The sequence below is a fragment of the Pseudofulvibacter geojedonensis genome, from assembly GCF_042675745.1.
Classification (GTDB): Bacteria; Bacteroidota; Bacteroidia; order Flavobacteriales; family Flavobacteriaceae; genus Pseudofulvibacter; species Pseudofulvibacter geojedonensis.
In genome coordinates this window covers 296705-319230 of record NZ_JBHTJM010000006.1, presented here as the reverse complement: position 1 = coordinate 319230, position 22526 = coordinate 296705, and the positions used below count along the sequence as shown (strand labels likewise).

Genomic DNA, 22526 nt, shown 5'->3' with positions numbered 1-22526 from the left:
TATAAATAAAATGAATTTTCCAGAAGAATTAAAATATACTAAAGACCACGAATGGATTAAGGTAGACGGTGACGTAATTACTGTTGGTATTACAGACTTTGCTCAAAAAGAATTAGGTGATATTGTTTATGTTGAGGTAGATACTCTAGACGAAACTTTAGACGCTGAAGAGGTTTTTGGTACAGTAGAAGCAGTTAAAACGGTTTCAGATTTATTTTTACCAGTAGCTGGAGAGGTAATAGAGTTTAATGAGTCTTTAGAAGACGAGCCAGAAAAAGTAAATACAGACCCTTACGGTGAAGGTTGGATGGTAAAAGTGAAGATTTCAGATGCTTCTCAGTTAGATGACTTATTATCTGTAGAAGCTTATAAAGAAATTATAGGTGCTTAAAAAATCATATTGGCTCTTTTTAGCCATAACTTATAGTTTATTGGTTTTACTAGTAAGCTTGGTTAAAATAAAAAAAGAAGTAGATATTAAAGTGCCACAATTTGATAAGTTAGTGCACTTTGGTATCTATTTTATTTTCACCCTAGTTTGGTTTGCTTTTTTTTATAATTACAGCAAATCAACTGCTGTAGTAAAAAACATGTTAAAAGCAGCTATTTGGGCCTTAGTTTTTGGTGTTGTAGTAGAAGTATTACAGAGTGTTAACCCTAATGCTAGGTCGGGTGACCCCTTAGATGTTTTGGCTAATAGTATTGGCATTATAGTTGCTGTACTTATAATAAAGTATACAAAGTTAATTCGGCTATTAAAATCAAGTAATTAATTGCATTTTTAGTAAATAATTGGTTAATTTAGCCTCTATAAAATTTTAGAACGATGGAACCAAAGAAAAATCCAAAAGCAGATATCAAGAAAAACAGTGCGTTTTACTACGCTGTTGGTATAGCTGCAGTTATGTTAATTACTTTTTTAGCAATTAATCATAAAACGTATGATGCTATAGATTTAGACATAGCACAGTTAAATATAGATATGGAAGATGAAGAAGAAATTCCATTAACGAATATCAATACTCCACCACCTCCACCACCTCCACCACCAGCAGCTCCAGAAGTAATAGAAGTTGTTGAAGATGAAGAGGAGATAGAGGAAACTGTAATCGAATCTACAGAGACAGATGAAGCTGAAGAAATTGTAGAGGTAGAAGAAGTAGAGGTAGAAGAAGTAGAGGAAGATGTTGAGGTTCCTTTCTCTGTAATTGAGAACGTACCAGTTTTCCCTGGATGTGAAAAAAAGAAGAACAATGCAGACAGAAAAAAATGTATGTCTGAAAAAATTACAAAGCACGTAAATAAAAAGTTCAACACAGATTTAGCTGCAGATTTAGGATTGTCTGGAGTGCAAAGAATTGCAGTTGCTTTTAAAATAGATAAAACTGGTAATATTGTAGGTGTAAGAGCAAGAGCACCACACCCTGCTTTACAAAAAGAAGCCGAGCGTGTAATTAAATCATTGCCTAAAATGAAACCAGGTAAGCAAAGAGGTAAATCTGTAACCGTACCTTATGCACTACCAATTAAGTTTCAGGTACAAGACTAAAAGTTCTTATTTTATATAAAAATTAAATCCCGAGCATTGCTCGGGATTTTTTTTGGTACGCTTCTTGATGTTTAGATTTCTAACATTAAGTTTTTTTTAACAATCTTGAAAAGTGCGCGCTCATCGAGAAATTTTAGAAAACTTAATGGGAATTAAATTATTAACTTAAAACCAATTTAGTATGCATTTAAACATTTTTAAAAAGAAAGCCAATCAAGGAAAGAGAGAGCTTTCAATGAGAGAAAAGAAGCACCAAGCAAATTTACGAAAAAATGGTGGCTTACATTTTCAAATCGGACTCATAGTAACACTTTTTGTGGTATTTGGGGTATTCCAGTTAAAATTTGAGAAGAAAGAAATTGTATTTCATCCAACTAAAATTGATGAAGAAGTAATGGAAATAGCATTCAATGATAATTATGTTATTGAAGAAGAAAAAGTTATAGAAAAGAGAGAGGTTGTTAAGCAAAAGCAACCAAAAGTGTTTGATAAATATCAGGAAGTAGATAATGATAAAGAAATTGAAAAGAAGTTGTTTGAAGATGAAAAAAAAGTTGTTCCTTCAAATGTGAAGGTGGAGTTTAAAGAACCTATTGATGAAGGGCCGGTAGATATTGATCCTATACCTGTTAACTTAGTTCAATCGTTACCTTTATTTCCAGGATGTGAGAAGTTCTCTGATAAGAAGAAACAAATGGAGTGCTTTTCTAAAAAAATAGCCAAACACATTAATAAAAAGTTTGACTCAGAAGTAGCTGCAGAAAACGGTATTACAGGTAAGCAACGAATAAATGTGGCATTTGTTATAAATGATAAAGGAGAGGTGGTAGATGTTCAGGCTAGAGCTGCTCATCCTGCTTTGCAAAAAGAAGCTATAAAAGCAGTTAATTCATTGCCTAAAATGAAACCTGCAAAGCAAGGGTATAAAAAAGTACCAGTGCGTTATGCTTTACCAATATCGTTTCAAGTAAACGATTAACTTAAAAACAATAGAACGTTTAAAATCAATCCTACTCAAATAGAGTAGGATTTTTTTATGCTAAGATGTATTGTTGTATTTTCGCTGAATTAATAATGATGTTTATGAAGCGCATAGCCCTATTACTTATTGTTTTATTGTCGTTTACAACAAATGCACAAGTAGTTAATGAATACGAAAAATATCCTGTTTTTAAGGCTTGTGATAGTACAGTGATAAAAGAATTGCCTGCTTGCTTTAAAGACCAAGTGCAAGCAGCTTTTAAGAAAGAGTTTGTATTGCCCGAAGTTGTTGTTCAAGATGAATATATAGGTAGTATGAACATCTTATTTGAAGTGACCAAAGAAGGGGATTTTAAGCTATTATACACAAAGGCTACTTATGCAGAGCTAAAAGAAGAGGTAGAGAAAACTTTTAATAGTTTTCCAAAAGTTCAACCAGCTACCTTTGATGGTAAACCAGTATATACGCAGTTTAGCATGCAGGTATTAGTTCCTTCTTTAGAATGGGTTGGGCAATCATCAGAAAATATGATTGCAAATCAACCACAAAATAAGTTAGAGGCAGCTGCAATGGAATACGATAGTTTGGTTAATTTACAAAAAGCCGAGTTAGAACAGTACTCTAGTGGTTTAAACATACCATTTACACATCAAAATTATGCGCGCTTTGATGCTAATATGAATGTTCTTGGAAACAATACACACACATCTGTAAAACCGTATGATTACAACACTGTAAGCAAATACTATAATTTCGAAGAGAATTTAAAAAGTTTACAAAAAGAGAAAACTACTTGGTTGGGTAAAAAGTTTTGGAATGAACATTTGCTTTCAATTAAGGGAAAGGATTATTGGTTTACAGGTGATATAGTTGCCGATTTGCAATTAGGAAAGGATTTACAAAGTGATATTTCTAGTACTTATAATAATACAAGGGCTTTTTCAGTACAAGGAGGTTTAGGTAAGAAAATAAATTTTTCGGCTACAGTTTTTGAAAGTCAAGGTAGGTTTGCAGATTATGTAAATGCCTATGCCGAAAGTATTAGGCCAGATGGAGGGAACCCAGCAATAATTCCTGGTAGAGGAATTGCCAAAGCATTTAAAACAGATAGTTATGACTATCCTTTAGCAGAAGGTTATGTTTCTTATAGGGCAAGTGATATGTTTACGGCTCAATTTGGACATGGAAAGAATTTTATAGGAGACGGTTATCGATCTTTGTTTACTAGCGATGCGGCTAGCCCGTATCCTTATTTAAAGCTAAACACTTCTTTCTGGAAAATAAAATATACTAATACATGGATGTGGTTAAAAGATGTTCGTCCAGAAGCTACGGTAGATGGTGCTTTTGCAACCAAATATATGGCTACTCATAATTTAAGTTGGAATGTTACTAAAAGACTAAACTTAGGTTTTTTTGAATCTGTTTTATGGACAGATACTAATAATAGAGGTTTTGATATTAATTATTTAAATCCAGTTATTTTTTACAGAGCTATTGAGTTTTCTACAGGATCAAGAGCAGGTAATGCGTTAATAGGATTGAGTGGGAAGTATAAAGTAAATAATAATATCAATACTTATGGTCAACTTATAATAGACGAATTTTCATCTAAAGATATTTTTGGGTCTAATAAAAGTTGGAAAAACAAATTAGGGTATCAGTTAGGTGTTAAATACTATAATGCATTTAAAGTAAGAAACTTGATGTTGCAAGCTGAGTATAACCAAGTGAGACCTTATACATATTCTCATGATGAGTTATTGTTAAATTATGGTCATAATAACCAATCAATGGCACATTTATGGGGGGCTAACTTTAGAGAGTTTGTAGGGATTGCTCATTATAATTATAAGCGTTGGTATGGTATGGCTAAATTAATTTATGGGCAAAGAGGTCTTGATACTGGTGATGGAGTGAGTTATGGAGGTGATATTTTTGTAAATAACGATTTAAGGCCGTCAGACAATAATATTAATATTCTACAAGGAAATAAAACCAATGTTTTTATTGCAGATTTACAAGCCGGTTATTTAATAAATCCTTCTACCAATTTAAAGGCATTTGTAAACATTACTCAAAGAAGTTTTTCGCCAACAGATGTTCCTGAAGGTTTTGAAAAAAATACTACTTGGGTAAACTTTGGGTTTAGAACAGATATTTTTAACTGGTATTTCGATTTTTAATAATATTAAGGCTTATCTATAAGAGGTTTGAACTGATCGAGTTTGTTTGTGAGAAATTTATAAAAGAATATGAGTTATGTAAATTTCATGACTAATTATAAACCCTCAATCAATAAAAAACAGTAATTTTGCAGACAATTTTAACCAGGTAAAAACTTGAGTACGACAGATATCACATATAAACGTAATTATTTTACCGATTTTAAAGCAATAACCAAACACCGTTTGGCTTTAAGTGTTGTTTTTTCTTCTGTAGCTGGATATTTAATAGCAGTAGGAAGAGAAGTAGATTGGCAAGTATTGTTATTGCTCTCTGTTGGTGGTTATTGTATGGTAGGAGCCTCTAATGCTTATAATCAGATTATAGAAAGAGACTTAGATAAGTTAATGGATAGGACTAAAAATCGTCCAATTCCTTCAGGAAAAATATCCGTTAAAATGGCTTTTGTCATTGCAACCTTGTTAACAATTATAGGGATAGCGTTATTATTTATAATAAATCCAAAGTCAGCTTTTTTTGGTGCTATTTCTATCTTCATGTATGTAAGTTTATATACGCCTTTAAAAACTAAAACACCATTGGCAGTGTTTATCGGAGCTTTTCCAGGAGCTATACCATTTATGTTAGGTTGGGTAGCAGCTACAAACGATTTTGGAATAGAGCCAGGAACGCTTTTTATGATGCAATTTTTATGGCAGTTTCCTCACTTTTGGGCTATTGGCTGGTTTTTATATGAAGATTACGAAAAAGCGGGTTTCTTTATGTTGCCTACAGGTAAAAAAGATAAAGCAACAGCAGCACAAACAATATTATATACTGTTTGGACAATTCTAGCGTCTATTATTCCAGTTTTTGGTTTTACAGGTTCGCTTAAGTTATCTGTAGTGGCAGCTATAATTGTATTCTTATTTGGATTAGGAATGTTATACTATGCCATTTTATTATATAGAAAAATGGATGCTAAAACAGCCAGACAGTTAATGTTGGCGAGTGTTTCATATATTACATTAGTGCAAATAGTATATGTTATTGATAAATTTTTACAGTAAATGGATTTAACACAAGGTAGTCATCAGGAAAAAACAAACAGAGCCAAGAAAATGATGCTTTGGTTTGGAATGCTGAGTATGTTTATGACTTTTGCAGGGTTAACTAGTGCAGTTATAGTTAGTAAGTCTAGACCAGATTGGATAAATAATTTCGAAATACCTCAAGCACTTTTTTTTAGCACAATAGCTATAGTGTTAAGTAGTGTAGTTATTCATTTTGCGAAAAAGCAGATAACGGCAGGTAATGCATCTCAAGGTTTAATACTGTTAATTATTACTTTGTTTTTAGGTTTAGCATTTGTCTATTTCCAATTCAGTGGGTTCAATTTTATTAGAGAGAGCTCAGGGGTCCATTTTACGGGTCCAACAAGTAATGTTACTACTTCTTTTATGTATATTTTAATGGTATTACATCTAGCACACCTTGTTTCGGGTGTTATAGTGCTTTTGGTTGTAATTTATAACCATTATAAACAACGATATAGTAATGGCAAAACCCTTGGTTTAGAGCTAGGTGTAAGCTTTTGGCACTTTTTAGATTTCTTATGGGTGTATTTGTTTTTATTTTTCTATTTCGTTAGATAATAAAAAAACGTATTTTTGAAAAATTTTAATTTTAACTTGAGTTAATTAATATGGGAGCAACAGTTGCTGCAAACACAGACGGTAAAGCTTGGGAAGGCGGAAGAAGGCCTTTTGGTATAAGTTATGGTAAAATGATGATGTGGTTTTTCATCTTATCAGATGCCTTAACATTTTCAGGGTTTATTGCTGCTTACGGATTTTCTAGATATAAATATATAGATGCTTGGCCGATAGCCGATGAGGTGTTTAATCACTTTCCGTTTTTACATGGAGTAGATGCACCAATGTACTATGTTGCATTGATGACCTTTATCTTAATATTCTCTTCTGTAACTATGGTATTAGCTGTAGATGCTGGACACCAGATGAAAAAGAATAAAGTAATAATTTACATGTTCTTAACTATTATTGGTGGAGCAATATTCGTGGGTTCTCAGGCTTGGGAGTGGAAAAACTTTATAAAAGGAGAGTATGGTGCTGTTAAAACACTATCAGGTGATATTATCCAATTCACAGATGCAGATGGTAAGCGTGTAAAAATGGATGATTTTGTTAAAGCTGCTCATATAGATAGAACAACTCATCAATCTAATGAAGGTATTTGGTTTAAGAGTGAAAAACAATTGCCTAAGTATACAATGGCAGATGTAACTAAGTCTTTTGCTGCACATCCTGAATTAAGAGTTAGAATTCAAAAGTTAGATGAGAAAGGACACAAGATTGTTTTAGATAGAGATGCTTCAGTAGCTAAGTTAGCTCAAGGTGTTAAAACTGTAGAGGGTGCTAACTTAAAAGAAAATGAGTATGGTCATCCGTTATTTGCAGATTTCTTTTTCTTTATTACTGGATTCCACGGTTTCCACGTATTCTCAGGGGTTATGTTTAACATTTTAGTTTTCTTTAATGTTATTATAGGAACTTATGAAAGAAGAGGTCATTATGAAATGGTAGAGAAAGTTGGATTGTACTGGCACTTTGTAGATTTAGTATGGGTATTCGTATTTACATTCTTCTACTTAGTTTAATAAAAAGAGATAATAAATATTTATAATAAGATATCAAATGGGACACGAAATTAAACCTATTTTAGGAGGGTTCATAAAACCAAAAAGCAATGTTAGTAAAATATGGATGGTATTTTGGTTACTATCTGTTGTAACAATAGTAGAGGTTATTTTAGGTATTATCAAGCCAGCATTCTTAGTTGATACTAAAATACTAGGAATGAAATTATTAAACTGGGTGTTTATTATTTTAACAGTATATAAAGCGTATTATATTACTTGGTCATTCATGCACATGGATGGAGAAAAGAAATGGTTCAGACGTTCGGTTGTATGGACAGCAATCTTCTTAATACTATACTTAAGCTTTATAGTGTTAGTAGAAGGAGATTATATTTATGAAATAATGAAAAGGTCTTTTGTAACAAGAGATTTTTAACAGAACATATTTATTGTAAAGGCGGTTTTTTTAAACCGCCTTTTTTATTTTTGTACTATTATAAAAAGAGTTGTTGTGAGTAAAAAGCATATTGTATTAATTATACTATTTATATTGCCTGTCGTTATTTACCTTTTTTTTGCCTCAGGTGTGTATAATTTCACCCATCTTCCAGAGGTAACAAAAAATGTATCTGAAACATCAAGATTTAAAGATGCACAAGGTAATAGTGTTTCTTTGTCTGATAAAGTTACGTTGTTAGGTTTTTTGGGTAATGATGTGTTGAAAAGGAAATCAAATGTGTACAATCTACACCAAGAGGTTTACAAAGGGAATTATATTTACGATGATACTTTTCAGGTATTAATGCTAATGCCAGAGGGAACTCAAGATAAGGTGAATATTCTTTTAGAAGATTTAAGTAATTACACAGAAATTAAAAATTGGAAATTCGCATTTGGTCAACCAGAAGATATAAAGAGAGTGTTTAATTCATTAAAAGGCTTAGGAGGTTTAGCTAATGATTTAGGTACTAGCGAGGTTTTTATCATAGATAAAGAAAGAAATGTTCGTTGCAACACAGAAGATAAAGACTTAAAAAGTAAAGGGTATAATACTGCTTCTATTGCTGTAGTTAGAAAGAAATTAGATGATGATTTAAAAATGGTTATAGCTGAATATAAATTAGCGTTAAAGAAGAACTATAAAGTAAGTAGAAGAGATTCTTTTTTAAAGATTAATGAAAAGAAAAAAAATGAAAAATAAGTCATACATAGGAATATCGTTTATCATTTTAATATTTGGAATTTATGCAGTTCCAAAAATATACAATAGAGTATCGAATGATGATGTAGTAAGAGATAGAAGAAATGAAGTTGAGCCAGTTAAAGAGATTAAAAAATCTTCTAATCTAGTGAAGTTTAATAAAGTGCCAACTTATCAATTTCTTAATCAAGATAGTATTACGATTGGAAACGAATTTTTTAAAGGTAAAGTACATGTGGTTGAGTTTTTCTTCACCACTTGCCCAACTATTTGTCCTATTATGAATAAAAATATGAAAGAGATTGAACAGGCATTTATCAAAGATGATGATTTTGGTATAGCGTCTTTTACAATACAACCGGGGCATGATACTCCTAGTGTTTTGAAAACTTATATGAATAGTTACGATATTAAAATGAAAAATTGGCAAATGCTGACAGGTGATGGTGGGCAAATAATGGAGTTGGCTAATAAAGGTTTTAATATTTATGCAGCAATGGATGATAAAGCCCCTGGAGGATTTGAGCACTCAGGTCTTTTTGCATTAGTAGATAAAAATGGATTTATACGATCAAGAAAAGATGAGTATGGAAATCCTATTCTGTGTTATAGAGGCATTGCACAAGAAACTAAAGACGAAGAAGGAAAGGTTATAGATGTGTTACCGCATCAGTTAACAGAACTAAAAGAAGACATTGTTAAATTATTGAAAGAATAAATAGAGTAAACAACATTTATTATGGAAGAAACGAATTTAGAGCAGAAATACAACAAATGGATTTGGATTTTATCTATTGTTATACCTTTAGCGGTAGCTGGTTTGTTTTTGGTGAAAATACCTAATGTAGAGCCGTTAACTTTTTTGCCACCAATATATGCTACTATTAATGGGTTAACAGCTGTTGTTTTAGTAGCAGCGGTAATGATGATTAGAAAAGGAAATCGTTCTGCTCACGAAAAACTAATGAAGGTTGCGATAGCTTTATCATGCTGTTTTTTGTTAATGTATATAGCATATCATATTACTTCAGAGTCAACTAAGTTTGGAGGCGAAGGAGTAGTTAAATATATATATCTTTTTATTTTGTTGACGCATATTGTGTTATCTATAGCTGTAATACCTTTAGTGTTAATAACCTATGTAAAGGCATTGTCATTAAGATTTGATAAGCATAAAAAAATAGCGAAAATAACCTTTCCAATATGGTTGTATGTTGCAGTAACCGGTGTAGTAGTGTATTTAATGATCTCTCCATATTATGCGTAAATTAAATTATACTTTTCTTTTTTTGCTTAGTTCATTTTTCTCAAGTGCTCAATGTGCAATGTGTAGAGCACAATTAGAAAGTATGGAAGATAACAGTGTAGCACAAGGAGTTAATGACGGAATTGTGTATCTAATGTTAGTACCTTATATATTATTAGCTTTAGTGGCTTATGCTATATATAGAGGTTTTAAGAAAAAGGAAATAAAAAGCTTAAATAATAAGTAAATAGTAGTTGTTTGCAAATTGATAGCTAGTAGTTTATAAAAGCAATAGGGGAATCTTTTATTAGATTCCCCTATTTTAATATAAGTATGTTCTGGTAATTATTTAATTACCAAACGTTTAGTTATTTCAGTAGAACCAGTATTAACTTTTAATATGTAAATTGCTTGTTCTAAATTGTTAAAACGAAGGTTTTTATTGAAAGTACTTTCGTTGTTTGTAAAAGTTTGATTGCTAATCAATCTTCCTCTTATGTCATATAACTTAACGATTACATCTTTGTTGTTTGGAGCATTAAAAGAGATATTAACATTTCCGTTAGAAGGGTTAGGCCAAACTGAGAAAGAATCTTTTATTAATTGGTCTTCAATACTTAAAACAGGAGTTCCACAAAGTTCTAACTTCCAGTTTAATAAAGTACCATTACCTTCTACCCAGTTATCATAAACAGATAATTTCCAATCTCCAAGGCTAGTCTTTCCATTAAAGGCAGATAATGGACTTGCTGGGCTGTAAGTACCTGTAAATGGAGCTGCAGCTGCTGCAGTAGACTGTATAGCAGTAGATCCTGCATCGTCTAGTACAGTGTTGGTAAAGTGGTTACCACTGTTGCTAGGTATGTTTTTAATTAACTCAACAGAAGTGTTGTCTGGTCCTGTTAATACAACACGTAAGTCTTCTACATATTCATAATTAATGTTAAGTGTTACGTTAACATCTGTAATCTGAATGTTGTTTGTAATGTTTATAGTAGATTCAGCTGGTGCAGCTTCAGTCCCGTTTGTAGCAGCAGTAGGGATTGTTACATTGTTTTGAGTTGAATCTATAGTAGAACAAGAAGCACCAATTGTTAAAACAACGTCAACAGTTTTGGTAGTACTACCAGCGGCAGAAACAGTAATAGTATAATTTCCAGCAGGAACAGCAGAAAGGTTTCCTATGGTTAAAGTAAAAGTTCCATTAGCGTTCATAGATGTTGGATTGAATGTAGCGTTAGCGCCAGCTGGTAATCCATTAGTTACACTAAAAGCAGTATTGGTGTTGTATCCATTTAATGCTGAAAAATTGAAGTTAAAAACTGCACTTGCAGTACCTGAACTTATAGAAACTGGGCTATTAGTAGCAACAATATTAAAGTCAGGAGTTGTGCTACATAATGTGTGAGTAGTACCTGCTTGAACTAAAGAACCTCTGTTTACAATATTGTTTGCAGGGTTAAGAATAGCTCTCATTCTAGCTGTTTGATCTTGAGTGAAAATATTCATACAAGCATCGTTGGTATAATCCATATAGTTTTGAATCATATCCTGAGAACCACAAGTAGTAGTAGGGTTACATCCTACTGCTTGGTTACTTTGGTTTTCCTGAGTAGGTGTATCTGCACACTCATCATTTCCACAAGCAGAATCTCCAGTAATGTGTTTTAAACCTAACCAGTGTCCAACTTCATGAGTAGTAGTCCTACCTTTGTCATAAGGAGCAGAACCCGAAACTGTTGTAATATCACTTGACCCAAAATAGTTAGGGCCCATTACAACTCCATCAGTATTTGAGTTGCCGCCTGCATAACCACCAGTCATACCAGAAATAACTCCATTGGCGTGTGGGAACTGAGCGTATCCTAACAAAGAAGCTCCTAAGTCTGCAACCCAAATATTTAAATATTTGGTAGGATCCCACTGAGAGTTTGGCTTTTCAGCGTCAAAAGTACCAGTTGTATAAGATCCTGCAATTCCTTGTCTTCTAGTAATACCTGTTGTAGCAGCTCCGTTTGGATCTACTTTAGCTAAACAAAATTGTATCTCTGTATCTGCTCCAACTGGATTGGTATTGTGTCCTGGAGTACCAGTCATACGTCTAAAATCTTGGTTCAAAACGGTTATTTGAGAATTGATAACAGCATCAGAAACATTTGTGCCAGTTCCTACTGCTTCTCCTTTATGGTAAACGTGTACTACAACAGGAATAGTGTAGATAGTAGCAGCTCTTCCGTTAACCATATCTTCTTTTTCTTTAGCTATAGCTTTTCTCATAAAGTTTTCAAACTCATCGTTAGGAGATAGTTTTCCTTTAGTACGTAAATTTTCATTGTACTCGTAAGAAGCACATCGTACTAATCCGGTTTCTTCATAGAATCGTTTGTTAGTTTCGCTTAATTCAAAACCTAACTCTTCTTGAACTTTAGCTATGCTTTTTTCTTGAGCATTAACGCTTAAAGATGTTAATATCATGACCATCAGGCACATGATAGATTTTAGGGTAATTTTCATCATGTTATTAATTATTTTTCTTTGTTAAAAGCTGCAATTAATGATGAAAATGAGGGTTTTACGGTTGTTTTTATACAAAAGAAAGTATTTTGTATACTTAATTAATAGAGTGTGTAAAAAAATAACAGAGAAAGAAAACTTTGTTGCGAGTACAACATTTTGTGTTTAAAGCGAATCTGTTAATGCTAAGTATACTGTGTTTGAAAAATTAATTTAACATCTTTTTCACATTTAGTTTGTAACAAAAACAAAAACTTATAGTCTTATACTCAGAAATTAACTCAATCAAAAAACAATGTTAGAAATTAAACAACTTCACAAATCCTATCCTATAGGAGATTCTAGTTTGCATGTTTTAAAGGGAATAGACCTTTCTGTTAAGGAAGGCGAGTTAGTAGCTATTATGGGGTCATCGGGTTCTGGGAAATCTACATTGTTGAATATTATAGGAATGTTAGACGAAGCAGATGAAGGTTCTTATATATTAGATAATGTTCCTATTAAAAACCTAAATGAGAAAAAAGCTGCTATTTATAGAAATAAGTTTTTAGGTTTTATTTTTCAGTCATTTAATCTAATCAATTATAAAAATGCTGTAGAAAATGTTGCATTGCCGTTATATTATCAAGGGATTAGTAGAAAAGAACGAGTAGAAAAAGCAATGTTTCATTTAGGGAAAGTTGGTTTAGCAGATTGGGCTAAACATTTGCCTAATGAACTATCGGGTGGTCAAAAGCAAAGAGTGGCGATAGCAAGAGCTTTAGCTGCAGAGCCAAAATTGTTATTGGCAGATGAACCTACAGGTGCATTAGATACTAAGACTTCTTATGAAATTATGGATTTTATACAAGAGTTGAATGATGATGGTAAAACCATCTTAATTGTTACTCATGAAGAAGATATAGCTAATATGTGTAAACGAATTGTTCGTTTGCGTGATGGAGTTATTATGGAAGATTGTTATGTAGATCAAGTAAGAGCTTCGCAGTATGTTTGATTTAGATTTGTGGAGAGAAATATTCCAAAGTATTAGTAAGAATAAACTCCGTAGTTTGCTGTCTGGTTTTACGGTAGCATTTGCTATTTTGTTATTTACACTCTTGTTTGGGATCGCTAATGGATTAGAAAATACATTCAATAGTTTTTTTAAAGATGATGCTCAAAACATTATGTTTATTTGGGCAGGTGAAACTACTAAACCTTATAAGGGGTTGCAAGCCGGAAGAAAAATACAGTTTAAAAATGATGAGTATGATTATTTAAAAACTGAATTTGGAGATAAAGTACAATACATTAGTTCTCGTATATACAAAAACTTAGCCACTACATACGGAACAGAAAAGAGTTTTTACCCTGTAAGAGCTGTTCATCCGGAGCATCAATATTTAGAAAAAACATTGGTGCGTCATGGTAGATATATTAATGAGAAAGATGTTGTAGAAAAATCTAAAGTAGTCGTTATTGGTCGTTTGGTAAAAGAAGATTTGTTCCTGCAAGAAGATCCAATTGGAAAATACCTAAACGTTGGCGGAATTCAATATAAAGTTGTTGGTGTTTTTGATGATGATGGTGGAGATAATGAAGAGCGAATGATTTATTTTCCTATCAGTACAGCGCAACAGATATACGGAAATAACGACCATGTAGATCAAATTAACCTGACATATAATCCAAATATGGGAGTAAATGAGGCTGTAGAGTTTGGTAATATGTTAACAAAGAAACTGAAAGAACGTTTTAATGTTTCTCCTAAAGATCAAAGAGCTATTAGACTAAGAAATATGGCTAATCAAACTCAAGGAATTAATCAAATGACAGGTGTTTTAGGTTTTATAATTCTGGTTATAGGAATAGGTACTTTAATAGCAGGTGTAGTAGGAATTGCAAACATTATGATTTTTGTTGTAAAGGAAAGAACCAAAGAGTTAGGTATACGTAAAGCTTTAGGAGCTCAACCTAAAAATATTGTACGCATGATTATGCTAGAATCTATATTAATTACTGCTTTGGCTGGTTATTTAGGATTGCTAGTTGGTATGGGAGTGTTAGAGCTATTAGGTGATAGCTTAAAAGAGTATTTCATAACCAACCCAAGTGTAAGTACAAATTTAGTGGTAGGTGCAACTGTTTTATTGATAATAGCAGGAACTATTGCAGGTTATGTTCCGGCAATTAGAGCAGCTCGTATAAAACCAATTGTAGCACTTAGAGACGAGTAATTATGATAAAATTTTTATTAGAAAAAGATACTTGGCAAGAGATATACGATAGTTTGCGAAAAAATAAACTCAGAACCATTATCACTATGATAGGTGTATGGTGGGGTATATTACTACTTATAGGTTTATTGGGCTCTGCTCGAGGAATGGAAAATTCTTTTAATAAGTTGTTTGGAGATTTTGCGACAAACAGTGTTTTTATATGGGGACAAACCACCTCGAAGCCATTTAAAGGTTTTCAAGAAGGAAAAAGACCTCGCTTAACTTTAACACATGTAGAAGCTATTAGGAATGAGATTGAAGGTATAGAGTTTGTGGTACCTAGAAACCAAACCAACGCAATGGTTGTGAGGAATTTTCAATCTGGTAGTTTTGGTATAAATGGAGATTATCCGTTATTAGACAAAGTTCAGAAAGTGAAATTGATACATGGTAGATTTATCAATCAGAATGATATTGAAAACCAAACTAAAATAACTATTATATCTGAAGATGTTTATAAGCAATTGTTTGAAAAAGACCAAAATACCATAGGGGAATACATACAGATCAACGGAATAAATTTTAAAGTAGTAGGAGTTTTTGAGGCTACAAGAATGGGAGGGCCTCAAGCAGATATTCATATACCATTTACTACTTTTCAGCAGATATATAATATGGGTGAGCAAATTGGTTGGATGATGGTTACTGGAAAGCCTGAATACGATATCAAACAAATAGAATTAGATGCTAAGCTATTATTAAAAAACTTAAATAAAGTCCACCCTAAAGACAATAGGGCTTTCGGGAGTTTTAATTTAGGGAAGGAGTTTAAAAAGTTCACAGGTTTTTTAACTGGTATGCAATTTTTAACCTGGTTCGTAGGAATTGCAACTTTAATAGCTGGAGTATTCGCTATTGGGAATATTCTTTTAATCACTGTAAAAGAACGTACTAAAGAAATTGGAATTAGAAGAGCCTTAGGTGCAACACCTTTCGAAATAAAAAGACAAATAGTAATAGAGGCAGTTTTTTTAACATTATTGGCTGGTATTTTTGGTATTATATCTGGAGGACTAGCTTTAATGGGGATAGATTCTGCTTTTGGTCAAGGACCTGATGCTACTTTAGTAAATGCTTCGGTTTCAATACCGATTGTATTTTTGGCTTTAGCTATTTTGACGATCCTAGGAACCCTAATAGGTCTGATACCAGCATATAAGGCAACAATAGTAAAACCAATAGATGCATTAAGAGAAGAATAAAACAATAAAATAAAAACAATCAAAAATTAAATAACTAGACTTTATAAAATTGAAATCATGGGCAAAATATTAAAAATAGGATTCGCCATCATCACATTTATACTTTTAATAGTAGTGTTAAAGTTTTTTGTGGATAAGAACTCAAAATCTGTAATCGAGTATAAAACCGCTACACCATTTAAGACAACAATACGAACTAAGACAGTAGCTACAGGAAAAGTAAATCCTGAAGAAGAAATCGAATTAAAGCCTCAAATTTCTGGAATTGTGGATGAAATTTTAGTAGAGGAAGGAGATATCGTTAAAAAAGGAGATTTAATTGCTAGAATTAGAGTTGTGCCTAATGCTCAAAATTTAGCAGCAGCTCAAGGACGCGTTAAGTCGGCTAGACTATCTTATAATAATGCAAAAGTATTATATGATAGAAACAAAGCGTTGTTTGAAAAAGGAGTGATCTCTAAGCAAGACTTTGAGAATAGTGAGTTATCATTTAATCAAACTCAACAGAGTTTAAATCAATCTCAAAACGATTATCAAATCATTAAAAAAGGTTCTGTTTCTGGTTCTGGTAGTTCAGCAAATACAAATATTATAGCTCAAATTTCAGGAACTATTTTAGAGATACCTGTAAGGGAAGGTAATCAGGTAATAGAGAGTAATACTTTTAATGCTGGTACCACAATTGCAACGGTGGCAGATATGAGTAAAATGATTTTTGAAGGTAAGGTTGATGAAGCTGAAGTAGGTAAGTTGAAAGAAGGAGAGGAGATTAAAGTAAAATTAGGGGCAGTTCAAGATAAAGAGTTTCCTGCAAAATTAACATTTGTAGCCCCTAAAGGTAAAGAAGAGTCTGGTGCTGTTCAGTTTACAATTAAAGCAGATGTGTCTATTGAAAAAGGAACGTATGTAAGAGCAGGTTATAGTGCAAATGCAGAAATAGAATTAGAAGGTAAAGATTCTGTATTAGCTATAAAAGAATCATTGTTGCAGTTTAATAGATTAACCGATGAACCTTATGTTGAAATAGAAAAAGGAGATGGGGAATTTAAAAAGAAGAATGTGAAATTGGGTATTTCTGATGGTATAAAAGTAGAAATACTTGATGGAGTTAAAGAAGGAGATAAAATAAAAGTTTGGAATAAGGCATCTAAAGATGATGAGAGTGAAGAAGAAGAAACAGATGAGTAAACAGTAAAAAATTAAAATGAAAAAATATATAATAGCAATAACAGTATTAGCATTTAGTTTTTCTTTTGCTCAGGAAAAAAAATGGAGTTTACAAGAGTGTGTTAACTATGCTTTAGAGAATAATATATCAATAAAGCAGTCAATTTTAACGAGTCAATCTAACGAGCAAGATATTATTTCTGCAAAGGGTCAAAAATTACCTTCTGCTACGGGGTCTATCGGTCACACTTTATCGATAGGTAACAGAGAGTTGTTTCCTGGGCAGTTTGTTGATAGGACAGATAATAGTACTTTTTTTAGTGTAGGATTTAATCAAACTATTTTTAATGGTTTTAGGAACACTAATTTATATAAACAATCTAAGCTTAATTTAGAAGCTAGTAATTTGGAGTTGGCTAGAATAAAAGACGATATTTCTTTAAATGTGGTAAACTCATACTTAAACATATTGTTTAATAAAGAAAATTTAGCAGTTGCTCAATCTCAATATTCTTTTAGTAAAAAACAATTAGAGCAGGTAAAAGAATTGGTAGATGCAGGAGTGCAGCCTAGAGGAAATTTATTAGATATAGAAGCAACGCTAGCAAATGATGAGCAAAGAGTAATAGCTGCTGAAAATAGTTTGGCATTGGCTAAATTAACTTTATCACAGTTATTACAATTACCAGCTACAGGTTTTGATGTTAGGACAGTAGAAGTAGGATCGCCTACTGAGGAATTATTGTATGACAACTCAAGTTCTATATATAATGTTGCTGTAGAGAATAGATATGAAATTAAGTCGGCAGAGAAAAATATAGAAGTAGCTAAATTAGGTACCCAAATATCTAAATCTGGTTATTATCCAACATTAACTGCGGGTTATAATTATGGAACTAATCTTTTTTACAGTAACCTGATAGATAACGAAGCTAGTTTTTTTGATCAGTTAAACAATCAAAAGTCTCATCGTTTTAATGTTAATTTGAGTATACCAATATTCTCAAGGTTTCAAAACAAAACTTCAGTAGCAAAATCAAAAATTCAAGAAGAAAATGCATTGCTGAATTTAGAGCAAACTAAATTAACATTACAATCAAATATAGAGAGAGCTTTTACAGATGCTAGAGCTGCTTTAAAAACATATTCTGCGTCACAAAAATCTTTGGCTTCTCAAAAGTTAGCTTTTGAAAATGCACAAGAACGTTATAATATTGGAGCAATGAATTCATTTGATTTAGATCAAGCTAGAAATAGGTTGGTTAATGCAGAAGCTTCACTAATTAATGCTAAATATGATTTTGTGTTTAAAACTAAAGTATTAGATTTTTATGCAGGAAAATCACTTATAGAGTAATAAAAATTAATAATATTATTTATATCAAACTGCTATTCTAAATTTAGAATAGCAGTTTTTTCTTTTTTAAATATCTTTGCACCAAATTATTCTAATGATATACATTCTACAGATAGACACTGCAACTACAAACTGCTCTGTTGCTATTTCTAAGAACGGAAAAACAATTGCTTTAAAAGAAGTTAGTAACGGTTATTCTCATGCAGAAAACTTACATGTTTTTGTAGAGGAAATTTTAAAAGAATCGGCATTAAGTTTTTCAGATTTATCTGCTATTGCTGTTAGTAAAGGACCTGGTTCTTATACAGGTTTAAGAATAGGTGTGTCCGCTGTTAAAGGCTGGAGTTTTGCTTTAAATATACCTTTAATTGCATTAGAGACATTAGAGGTTATAGCTCATCAAACAGATAGGAACAATGGTTTTGTAATTCCAATGATAGATGCAAGGAGAATGGAAGCTTATACTCGTGTATACGACTATAATTATAATGAAGTTAGATCTATTGAGGCACAAGTGCTAGATGAGGATTCTTTTTTATCTTATCTAGAAAAAGGTGAAGTGGTATTTATAGGAAATAAAACAGAAAAGATACAAGGGCTTATCAAGCATGAAAACGCTATTTTTATTGATAGCCTTCCGTCTGCCAAAGAAATGAGTAGCTTGTCGTACGAAAAATACAATAATAATGATTTTGAAGATGTTGCATATTTTGAGCCCTATTATTTAAAAGATTTTTTGGTTACTCCTGAAAAAAAGAAGATTTAAGAGAAAATATAAAAAGCCTGCTTATTAGCAGGCTTTTTATATGTGTAAATATTAGTTTTTTATCCTTCTTTGTGTATTTCAACAGAGTGTGGGTAAGGAATTTCTATTCCTGCTTCATCTAATGCAATTTTTACATTTTCTAAGGTTTCAAAATATACATCCCAATAATTAGCAGTAGTAGACCATGGTCTAACAGCAAAGTTTACAGAACTATCTGCTAACTCGCTAACGGCAACTGTTGGAGCAGGTTCTTGTAATACTTTAGGGTTGTCTGTTAATACTTTCATTAAAACTTCTTTAGTTTTCTTAATATCTTCGTCATATCCAACACCAATAGTTAAGTCAACTCTAAGTTTTCCCTCCGAAGAAAAATTAGTAATATTTCCGTTAGATAAAATTCCATTAGGGATGATAATTTCCCTGTTTTCTGGACTGTTTAATTTAGTGGTGAAAATTTCAATTTCTTTAACAACTCCAGTTTCTCCTTGAGCAGAAATTAAATCACCAATCTTAAAAGGTTTAAAAATCATGATTAAAACGCCTCCTGCAAAATTGGCTAATGAACCTTGTAAGGCCATACCAATAGCTAAACCAGCTGATGCTAAAATAGCAGCAAATGAAGTTGTTTGTACCCCTAAAGTCCCAAGTATGGTAACGATCAATAATATTTTTAGAAGCCAACTTAATAAATTGGATAGGAATTTTTGAAGACTAGGTTCATAATCTCTTTTAGACATTATTTTGCTTACTTGCTTCATTACTTTTCCAATGATCCAAGAACCAATAATCCAGATTAAAATGGCTTTTATAACGGGTAAACCGTAGCTTTCAACATAACCAAGAATAGTTTCTAATGATAAATTTTCCATGTTTATTTTTTAATTAAAGTTAGTACTGCTTCAGTGTGATTAGTAGGTAAATATGAAACAATATTTTTACAAATGTAAAAATAGGATTTTCTTTAGATATTCTATTTTTTCACCAAATGTAAGTTGGTAGATAAAAGATTGTTTTTTATCGGTGTATCGTAATTTGTAAATACACAATGAATATTTTGATACTTTAATGCAATTAAAAAGCGCCTTTAATTAGGCGCTTAATAGTTATTATTTTAATGATTTTGTATGTGAAAAAAGCTAAAGGCTAAAATAATGAGTAAAGATTAACCGTTAATAGCCACAACAGATTCGATTTTCCCAGGAATCATTTCTTTTAACATTGTTTCTATACCACTTTTAAGAGTCATAGTAGAAGAAGGGCAACCACTACAAGCTCCTTGTAAAATTACTTCTACTATTTTTGAGTCCTCATTATAAGATTGAAACATAATATTACCTCCATCTCCAGCCACAGCAGGTTTAATATACTCGTTAAGTATATCTATAATTTTTTCAGAAACATCGTCTAAGTTTTCTAGGTCTAAGTTTACTTCTGGAGCAACTTCCTTTTTCGGTTTTTCTGCAGTTGTGTCAACTATAGTATTACCATCAGCAATAAAAATTCTAATTTCATCTCTTAGTTGCATAACAATATCTTCCCATGTAGCCATATCGTATTTGGTAATAGAGATATAGTTTTCATCCATAAAAATCTCTTTCACAAAAGGAAAATGAAATAGTTTTGCAGCTAAGGGAGAAATTTTTGCATCATCAATATTTTTGAACTCGAAAATAGTTGGAACTAATTTTTTGTTAGCTACAAACTTCATTACAGATGGGTTTGGTGTACTTTCTGCGTAAACAGATATAGGAACCTTTTTGTTGGGATTGTCTCCAGAAACAATTTCTTTCCCAGAGTTAAGATATTCTTTAATTTGTTCTGCTAAATCTTCTTCTACGTCACCCCATTCAACAATATTATATTTTTCAACAGCAACAAAATTACCAGAAATATAAACTTTTTTTACAAATGGTAAATAGAAAAGTTCTTTAGCTAAATTAGAATTTGTAGCCTCGTCAATATTATTATATTCAAAGTTTTGATGCTCGGTTAAAAAGTGATTGGATTCAAATTTAACTATGCTATCAGTGTTAGTTTTGGTAATAGTTATTTGATGCTCTTTCATGAGATTTTTTTTTGCAAAAATACGTATAAATAGCTAATTGAGTTGTTTGTGCAGGAAAACTTTTTTGATTAAACAATTAGGGTATTTGTCCGTTAAAATGTTTCTTTTATATAAAAAAGAATATTTTTTTAATGTTTGGGGGTAGGGTAAAAACGGATAGAATCGTTGTAAACTCTTCTGTTATTTATGACTAAGGTTTTGGAGCAATTCAAAAAGTGATCGTTTTTATTTTGAATATAAACCCAAAATTAATGATGATTCTTTTCTAAAAATTTTTATATTTGACGATTATCAAAAAAAAGTGTCCGATTTTGAAGGATAGTTAATTAATAATCTTAACCCCGATAAGACACGTTTGAAACGACATTTAGGATGGTGAAAAAAATCTACTTATTAATAGCCTTGTTTGTTGCATTTGGAGCAACAGCACAAGAAACATTACCTGTTTATTCAGATTATTTAACCGATAACTATTACCTAATACACCCTTCTATGGCTGGAGCTTCTAGCTGTACAAAGGTTAGAGTAACAGGTAGGCAGCAATGGTTTGGACAAGAAAATGCACCAGCGCTATACACTGCAAGTATCAATACTAGATTTAATGAGGATAGACCATCTGCTGGGGGAGCAATATTGTTTAAAGATGGTAACGGTTACCATAGTAGAACAGGTGCTTATTTAACATATGCTCACCATTTGCTTTTATCTAGAAATGAAGTTGATTTAAATATGGTTTCTTTTGGGTTAAGTGCAGGTCTAATTCAAAGTCAGTTAGATCAGTCAGAATGGATAGACTTAACAGGTGTAGATCCAGTGGTGGCTAATACAACTGAAGAGTCTGCAACATACTTTAATGTAGATTTAGGAGTTTCTTACCATTTATTAGATTTTTACGCTCACTTTACAGTAAAGAATGTTATGGGAAGTGCTAGAGATTTGTATTCTCCAGATAAAGAAACTAAAAATTTACAGCGTTTTATATTTTCTATGGGATACGTGTTTTCAGGTTTAAACAGTAGCTGGAAAATAGAACCTTCTGTAATGTTTCATCATATTACTGAAACTAAAGAATCTCAGTTTGATGTAAATGCTAAGGTTTATAAAACTTTAGATTTTGGTAAAGTGTGGGGAGGATTATCGTACAGAAGAAGTTTAGACGGAGCAGAATATGCAACTAGTAGTGGCTCTGCTGAAAGTCAAAAGCTACAATACATAACTCCATTTATTGGTGTTAATTATGATAAATATATGTTTGGTTATACATATTCTCACCAAACAGGTCAGTTAAAGTTAATTGATGGAGGTTTCCACCAAATTACTTTAGGATTGAATTTATTTTGTAAGCCAGAAAAATACGATTGTAACTGTCCAGCTATTAACTAATAGTT

Annotated in this window: 23 protein-coding genes; 20 read left to right on the top strand and 3 right to left on the bottom strand. The window is 32.0% G+C overall.

Annotated elements, in window-relative coordinates; genetic code table 11:
• Positions 1 to 10: 10 nt before the first annotated feature.
• From gcvH to ACFQ1O_RS06400, 13 genes are all read left to right on the top strand, one after another.
• A complete protein-coding gene (gcvH, locus tag ACFQ1O_RS06460) occupies positions 11 to 391 on the top strand; it encodes a glycine cleavage system protein GcvH (RefSeq protein WP_377714541.1) in 381 nt (126 codons plus the stop codon).
• A gap of 58 nt (positions 392 to 449) precedes the next feature.
• A complete protein-coding gene (locus ACFQ1O_RS06455) occupies positions 450 to 773 on the top strand; it encodes a VanZ family protein (RefSeq protein WP_377714538.1) in 324 nt (107 codons plus the stop codon).
• Between the two features lie 53 nt (positions 774 to 826).
• Positions 827 to 1549, top strand: a complete 723-nt coding sequence (locus ACFQ1O_RS06450; protein WP_377714535.1) for an energy transducer TonB — start codon at positions 827 to 829, stop codon at positions 1547 to 1549.
• Between the two features lie 181 nt (positions 1550 to 1730).
• Complete coding sequence (locus ACFQ1O_RS06445; RefSeq protein WP_377714533.1) at positions 1731 to 2528, top strand: energy transducer TonB; 798 nt, start codon at positions 1731 to 1733, stop codon at positions 2526 to 2528.
• A gap of 104 nt (positions 2529 to 2632) precedes the next feature.
• Entirely contained in the window at positions 2633 to 4717 is a 2085-nt protein-coding gene (locus ACFQ1O_RS06440) for a gliding motility protein RemB (RefSeq protein ID WP_377714531.1), read from the top strand.
• Between the two features lie 156 nt (positions 4718 to 4873).
• On the top strand, positions 4874 to 5767 hold the full coding sequence (gene cyoE, locus ACFQ1O_RS06435; RefSeq protein WP_377714529.1) for a heme o synthase: 894 nt from the start codon (positions 4874 to 4876) through the stop codon (positions 5765 to 5767).
• Positions 5768 to 6352 carry a cytochrome c oxidase subunit 3 gene (locus ACFQ1O_RS06430; RefSeq protein ID WP_377714527.1) on the top strand — a complete coding sequence of 195 codons (585 nt, stop codon included), beginning with the start codon at positions 5768 to 5770 and terminating at the stop codon, positions 6350 to 6352.
• 50 nt (positions 6353 to 6402) lie between these two features.
• Positions 6403 to 7377 carry a cytochrome c oxidase subunit 3 gene (locus ACFQ1O_RS06425; protein ID WP_377714525.1) on the top strand — a complete coding sequence of 325 codons (975 nt, stop codon included), beginning with the start codon at positions 6403 to 6405 and terminating at the stop codon, positions 7375 to 7377.
• A gap of 37 nt (positions 7378 to 7414) precedes the next feature.
• Positions 7415 to 7795 carry a cytochrome C oxidase subunit IV family protein gene (locus tag ACFQ1O_RS06420; protein ID WP_377714523.1) on the top strand — a complete coding sequence of 127 codons (381 nt, stop codon included), beginning with the start codon at positions 7415 to 7417 and terminating at the stop codon, positions 7793 to 7795.
• A 75-nt stretch (positions 7796 to 7870) separates the two neighbouring features.
• Entirely contained in the window at positions 7871 to 8560 is a 690-nt protein-coding gene (locus ACFQ1O_RS06415; protein WP_377714521.1) for a hypothetical protein, read from the top strand.
• A complete protein-coding gene (locus ACFQ1O_RS06410) occupies positions 8535 to 9278 on the top strand; it encodes an SCO family protein (RefSeq protein WP_377714519.1) in 744 nt (247 codons plus the stop codon). Before ACFQ1O_RS06415 ends, ACFQ1O_RS06410 begins: the two co-directional genes overlap by 26 nt.
• 21 nt (positions 9279 to 9299) lie before the next feature.
• Positions 9300 to 9827 carry a DUF420 domain-containing protein gene (locus ACFQ1O_RS06405; protein WP_377714517.1) on the top strand — a complete coding sequence of 176 codons (528 nt, stop codon included), beginning with the start codon at positions 9300 to 9302 and terminating at the stop codon, positions 9825 to 9827.
• Complete coding sequence (locus ACFQ1O_RS06400) at positions 9820 to 10053, top strand: hypothetical protein (RefSeq protein ID WP_377714515.1); 234 nt, start codon at positions 9820 to 9822, stop codon at positions 10051 to 10053. Before ACFQ1O_RS06405 ends, ACFQ1O_RS06400 begins: the two co-directional genes overlap by 8 nt.
• A gap of 98 nt (positions 10054 to 10151) precedes the next feature.
• Here the strand turns inward: ACFQ1O_RS06400 and ACFQ1O_RS06395 are convergent, their stop codons facing one another.
• Complete coding sequence (locus ACFQ1O_RS06395) at positions 10152 to 12281, bottom strand: M43 family zinc metalloprotease (RefSeq protein ID WP_377714513.1); 2130 nt, start codon at positions 12279 to 12281, stop codon at positions 10152 to 10154.
• Positions 12282 to 12615: 334 nt separating this feature from the next.
• Here ACFQ1O_RS06395 and ACFQ1O_RS06390 point away from each other — a divergent pair, with 334 nt between their 5' ends.
• From ACFQ1O_RS06390 to tsaB, 6 genes are all read left to right on the top strand, one after another.
• Positions 12616 to 13317, top strand: coding sequence for an ABC transporter ATP-binding protein (locus ACFQ1O_RS06390; protein ID WP_377714511.1), 702 nt, complete (start codon positions 12616 to 12618; stop codon positions 13315 to 13317).
• The gene (locus tag ACFQ1O_RS06385; RefSeq protein WP_377714509.1) at positions 13310 to 14539 is read left to right on the top strand and encodes an ABC transporter permease; all 1230 of its coding nucleotides are present in this window, start codon (positions 13310 to 13312) and stop codon (positions 14537 to 14539) included. Before ACFQ1O_RS06390 ends, ACFQ1O_RS06385 begins: the two co-directional genes overlap by 8 nt.
• Before the next feature lie 5 nt (positions 14540 to 14544).
• Positions 14545 to 15783: an ABC transporter permease gene (locus ACFQ1O_RS06380; protein WP_377714798.1), complete on the top strand. Its 1239-nt coding sequence runs from the start codon at positions 14545 to 14547 to the stop codon at positions 15781 to 15783.
• 57 nt (positions 15784 to 15840) lie between these two features.
• A complete protein-coding gene (locus tag ACFQ1O_RS06375) occupies positions 15841 to 16971 on the top strand; it encodes an efflux RND transporter periplasmic adaptor subunit (RefSeq protein WP_377714507.1) in 1131 nt (376 codons plus the stop codon).
• Between the two features lie 16 nt (positions 16972 to 16987).
• On the top strand, positions 16988 to 18307 hold the full coding sequence (locus tag ACFQ1O_RS06370; protein ID WP_377714505.1) for a TolC family protein: 1320 nt from the start codon (positions 16988 to 16990) through the stop codon (positions 18305 to 18307).
• A 94-nt stretch (positions 18308 to 18401) separates the two neighbouring features.
• The gene (tsaB, locus tag ACFQ1O_RS06365) at positions 18402 to 19073 is read left to right on the top strand and encodes a tRNA (adenosine(37)-N6)-threonylcarbamoyltransferase complex dimerization subunit type 1 TsaB (protein ID WP_377714503.1); all 672 of its coding nucleotides are present in this window, start codon (positions 18402 to 18404) and stop codon (positions 19071 to 19073) included.
• A 59-nt stretch (positions 19074 to 19132) separates the two neighbouring features.
• Here the strand turns inward: tsaB and ACFQ1O_RS06360 are convergent, their stop codons facing one another.
• Positions 19133 to 19942, bottom strand: coding sequence for a mechanosensitive ion channel family protein (locus ACFQ1O_RS06360; RefSeq protein ID WP_377714501.1), 810 nt, complete (start codon positions 19940 to 19942; stop codon positions 19133 to 19135).
• Between the two features lie 293 nt (positions 19943 to 20235).
• Positions 20236 to 21138, bottom strand: coding sequence for a NifU family protein (locus ACFQ1O_RS06355; protein ID WP_377714499.1), 903 nt, complete (start codon positions 21136 to 21138; stop codon positions 20236 to 20238).
• Positions 21139 to 21510: 372 nt separating this feature from the next.
• On the opposite strand from ACFQ1O_RS06355, the gene ACFQ1O_RS06350 reads away from it, so the two are divergent.
• Positions 21511 to 22521: a PorP/SprF family type IX secretion system membrane protein gene (locus ACFQ1O_RS06350; protein WP_377714497.1), complete on the top strand. Its 1011-nt coding sequence runs from the start codon at positions 21511 to 21513 to the stop codon at positions 22519 to 22521.
• Positions 22522 to 22526 lie beyond the last annotated feature (5 nt).

Bases quoted from the DNA above. Each gene is read 5' to 3' on its own strand.
- gcvH (WP_377714541.1), top strand. From the start codon at position 11: ATGAATTTTCCAGAAGAATTAAAATATACTAAAGACCACGAATGGATT.
- ACFQ1O_RS06450 (WP_377714535.1), top strand. From the start codon at position 827: ATGGAACCAAAGAAAAATCCAAAAGCAGATATCAAGAAAAACAGTGCG.
- ACFQ1O_RS06445 (WP_377714533.1), top strand. From the start codon at position 1,731: ATGCATTTAAACATTTTTAAAAAGAAAGCCAATCAAGGAAAGAGAGAG.
- ACFQ1O_RS06440 (WP_377714531.1), top strand. From the start codon at position 2,633: ATGAAGCGCATAGCCCTATTACTTATTGTTTTATTGTCGTTTACAACA.
- ACFQ1O_RS06430 (WP_377714527.1), top strand. From the start codon at position 5,768: ATGGATTTAACACAAGGTAGTCATCAGGAAAAAACAAACAGAGCCAAG.
- ACFQ1O_RS06425 (WP_377714525.1), top strand. From the start codon at position 6,403: ATGGGAGCAACAGTTGCTGCAAACACAGACGGTAAAGCTTGGGAAGGC.
- ACFQ1O_RS06420 (WP_377714523.1), top strand. From the start codon at position 7,415: ATGGGACACGAAATTAAACCTATTTTAGGAGGGTTCATAAAACCAAAA.
- ACFQ1O_RS06410 (WP_377714519.1), top strand. From the start codon at position 8,535: ATGAAAAGAAAAAAAATGAAAAATAAGTCATACATAGGAATATCGTTT.
- ACFQ1O_RS06405 (WP_377714517.1), top strand. From the start codon at position 9,300: ATGGAAGAAACGAATTTAGAGCAGAAATACAACAAATGGATTTGGATT.
- ACFQ1O_RS06400 (WP_377714515.1), top strand. From the start codon at position 9,820: ATGCGTAAATTAAATTATACTTTTCTTTTTTTGCTTAGTTCATTTTTC.
- ACFQ1O_RS06395 (WP_377714513.1), bottom strand. From the start codon at position 12,281: ATGATATTAACATCTTTAAGCGTTAATGCTCAAGAAAAAAGCATAGCT.
- ACFQ1O_RS06390 (WP_377714511.1), top strand. From the start codon at position 12,616: ATGTTAGAAATTAAACAACTTCACAAATCCTATCCTATAGGAGATTCT.
- ACFQ1O_RS06385 (WP_377714509.1), top strand. From the start codon at position 13,310: ATGTTTGATTTAGATTTGTGGAGAGAAATATTCCAAAGTATTAGTAAG.
- ACFQ1O_RS06375 (WP_377714507.1), top strand. From the start codon at position 15,841: ATGGGCAAAATATTAAAAATAGGATTCGCCATCATCACATTTATACTT.
- ACFQ1O_RS06370 (WP_377714505.1), top strand. From the start codon at position 16,988: ATGAAAAAATATATAATAGCAATAACAGTATTAGCATTTAGTTTTTCT.
- tsaB (WP_377714503.1), top strand. From the start codon at position 18,402: ATGATATACATTCTACAGATAGACACTGCAACTACAAACTGCTCTGTT.
- ACFQ1O_RS06360 (WP_377714501.1), bottom strand. From the start codon at position 19,942: ATGGAAAATTTATCATTAGAAACTATTCTTGGTTATGTTGAAAGCTAC.
- ACFQ1O_RS06355 (WP_377714499.1), bottom strand. From the start codon at position 21,138: ATGAAAGAGCATCAAATAACTATTACCAAAACTAACACTGATAGCATA.
- ACFQ1O_RS06350 (WP_377714497.1), top strand. From the start codon at position 21,511: ATGGTGAAAAAAATCTACTTATTAATAGCCTTGTTTGTTGCATTTGGA.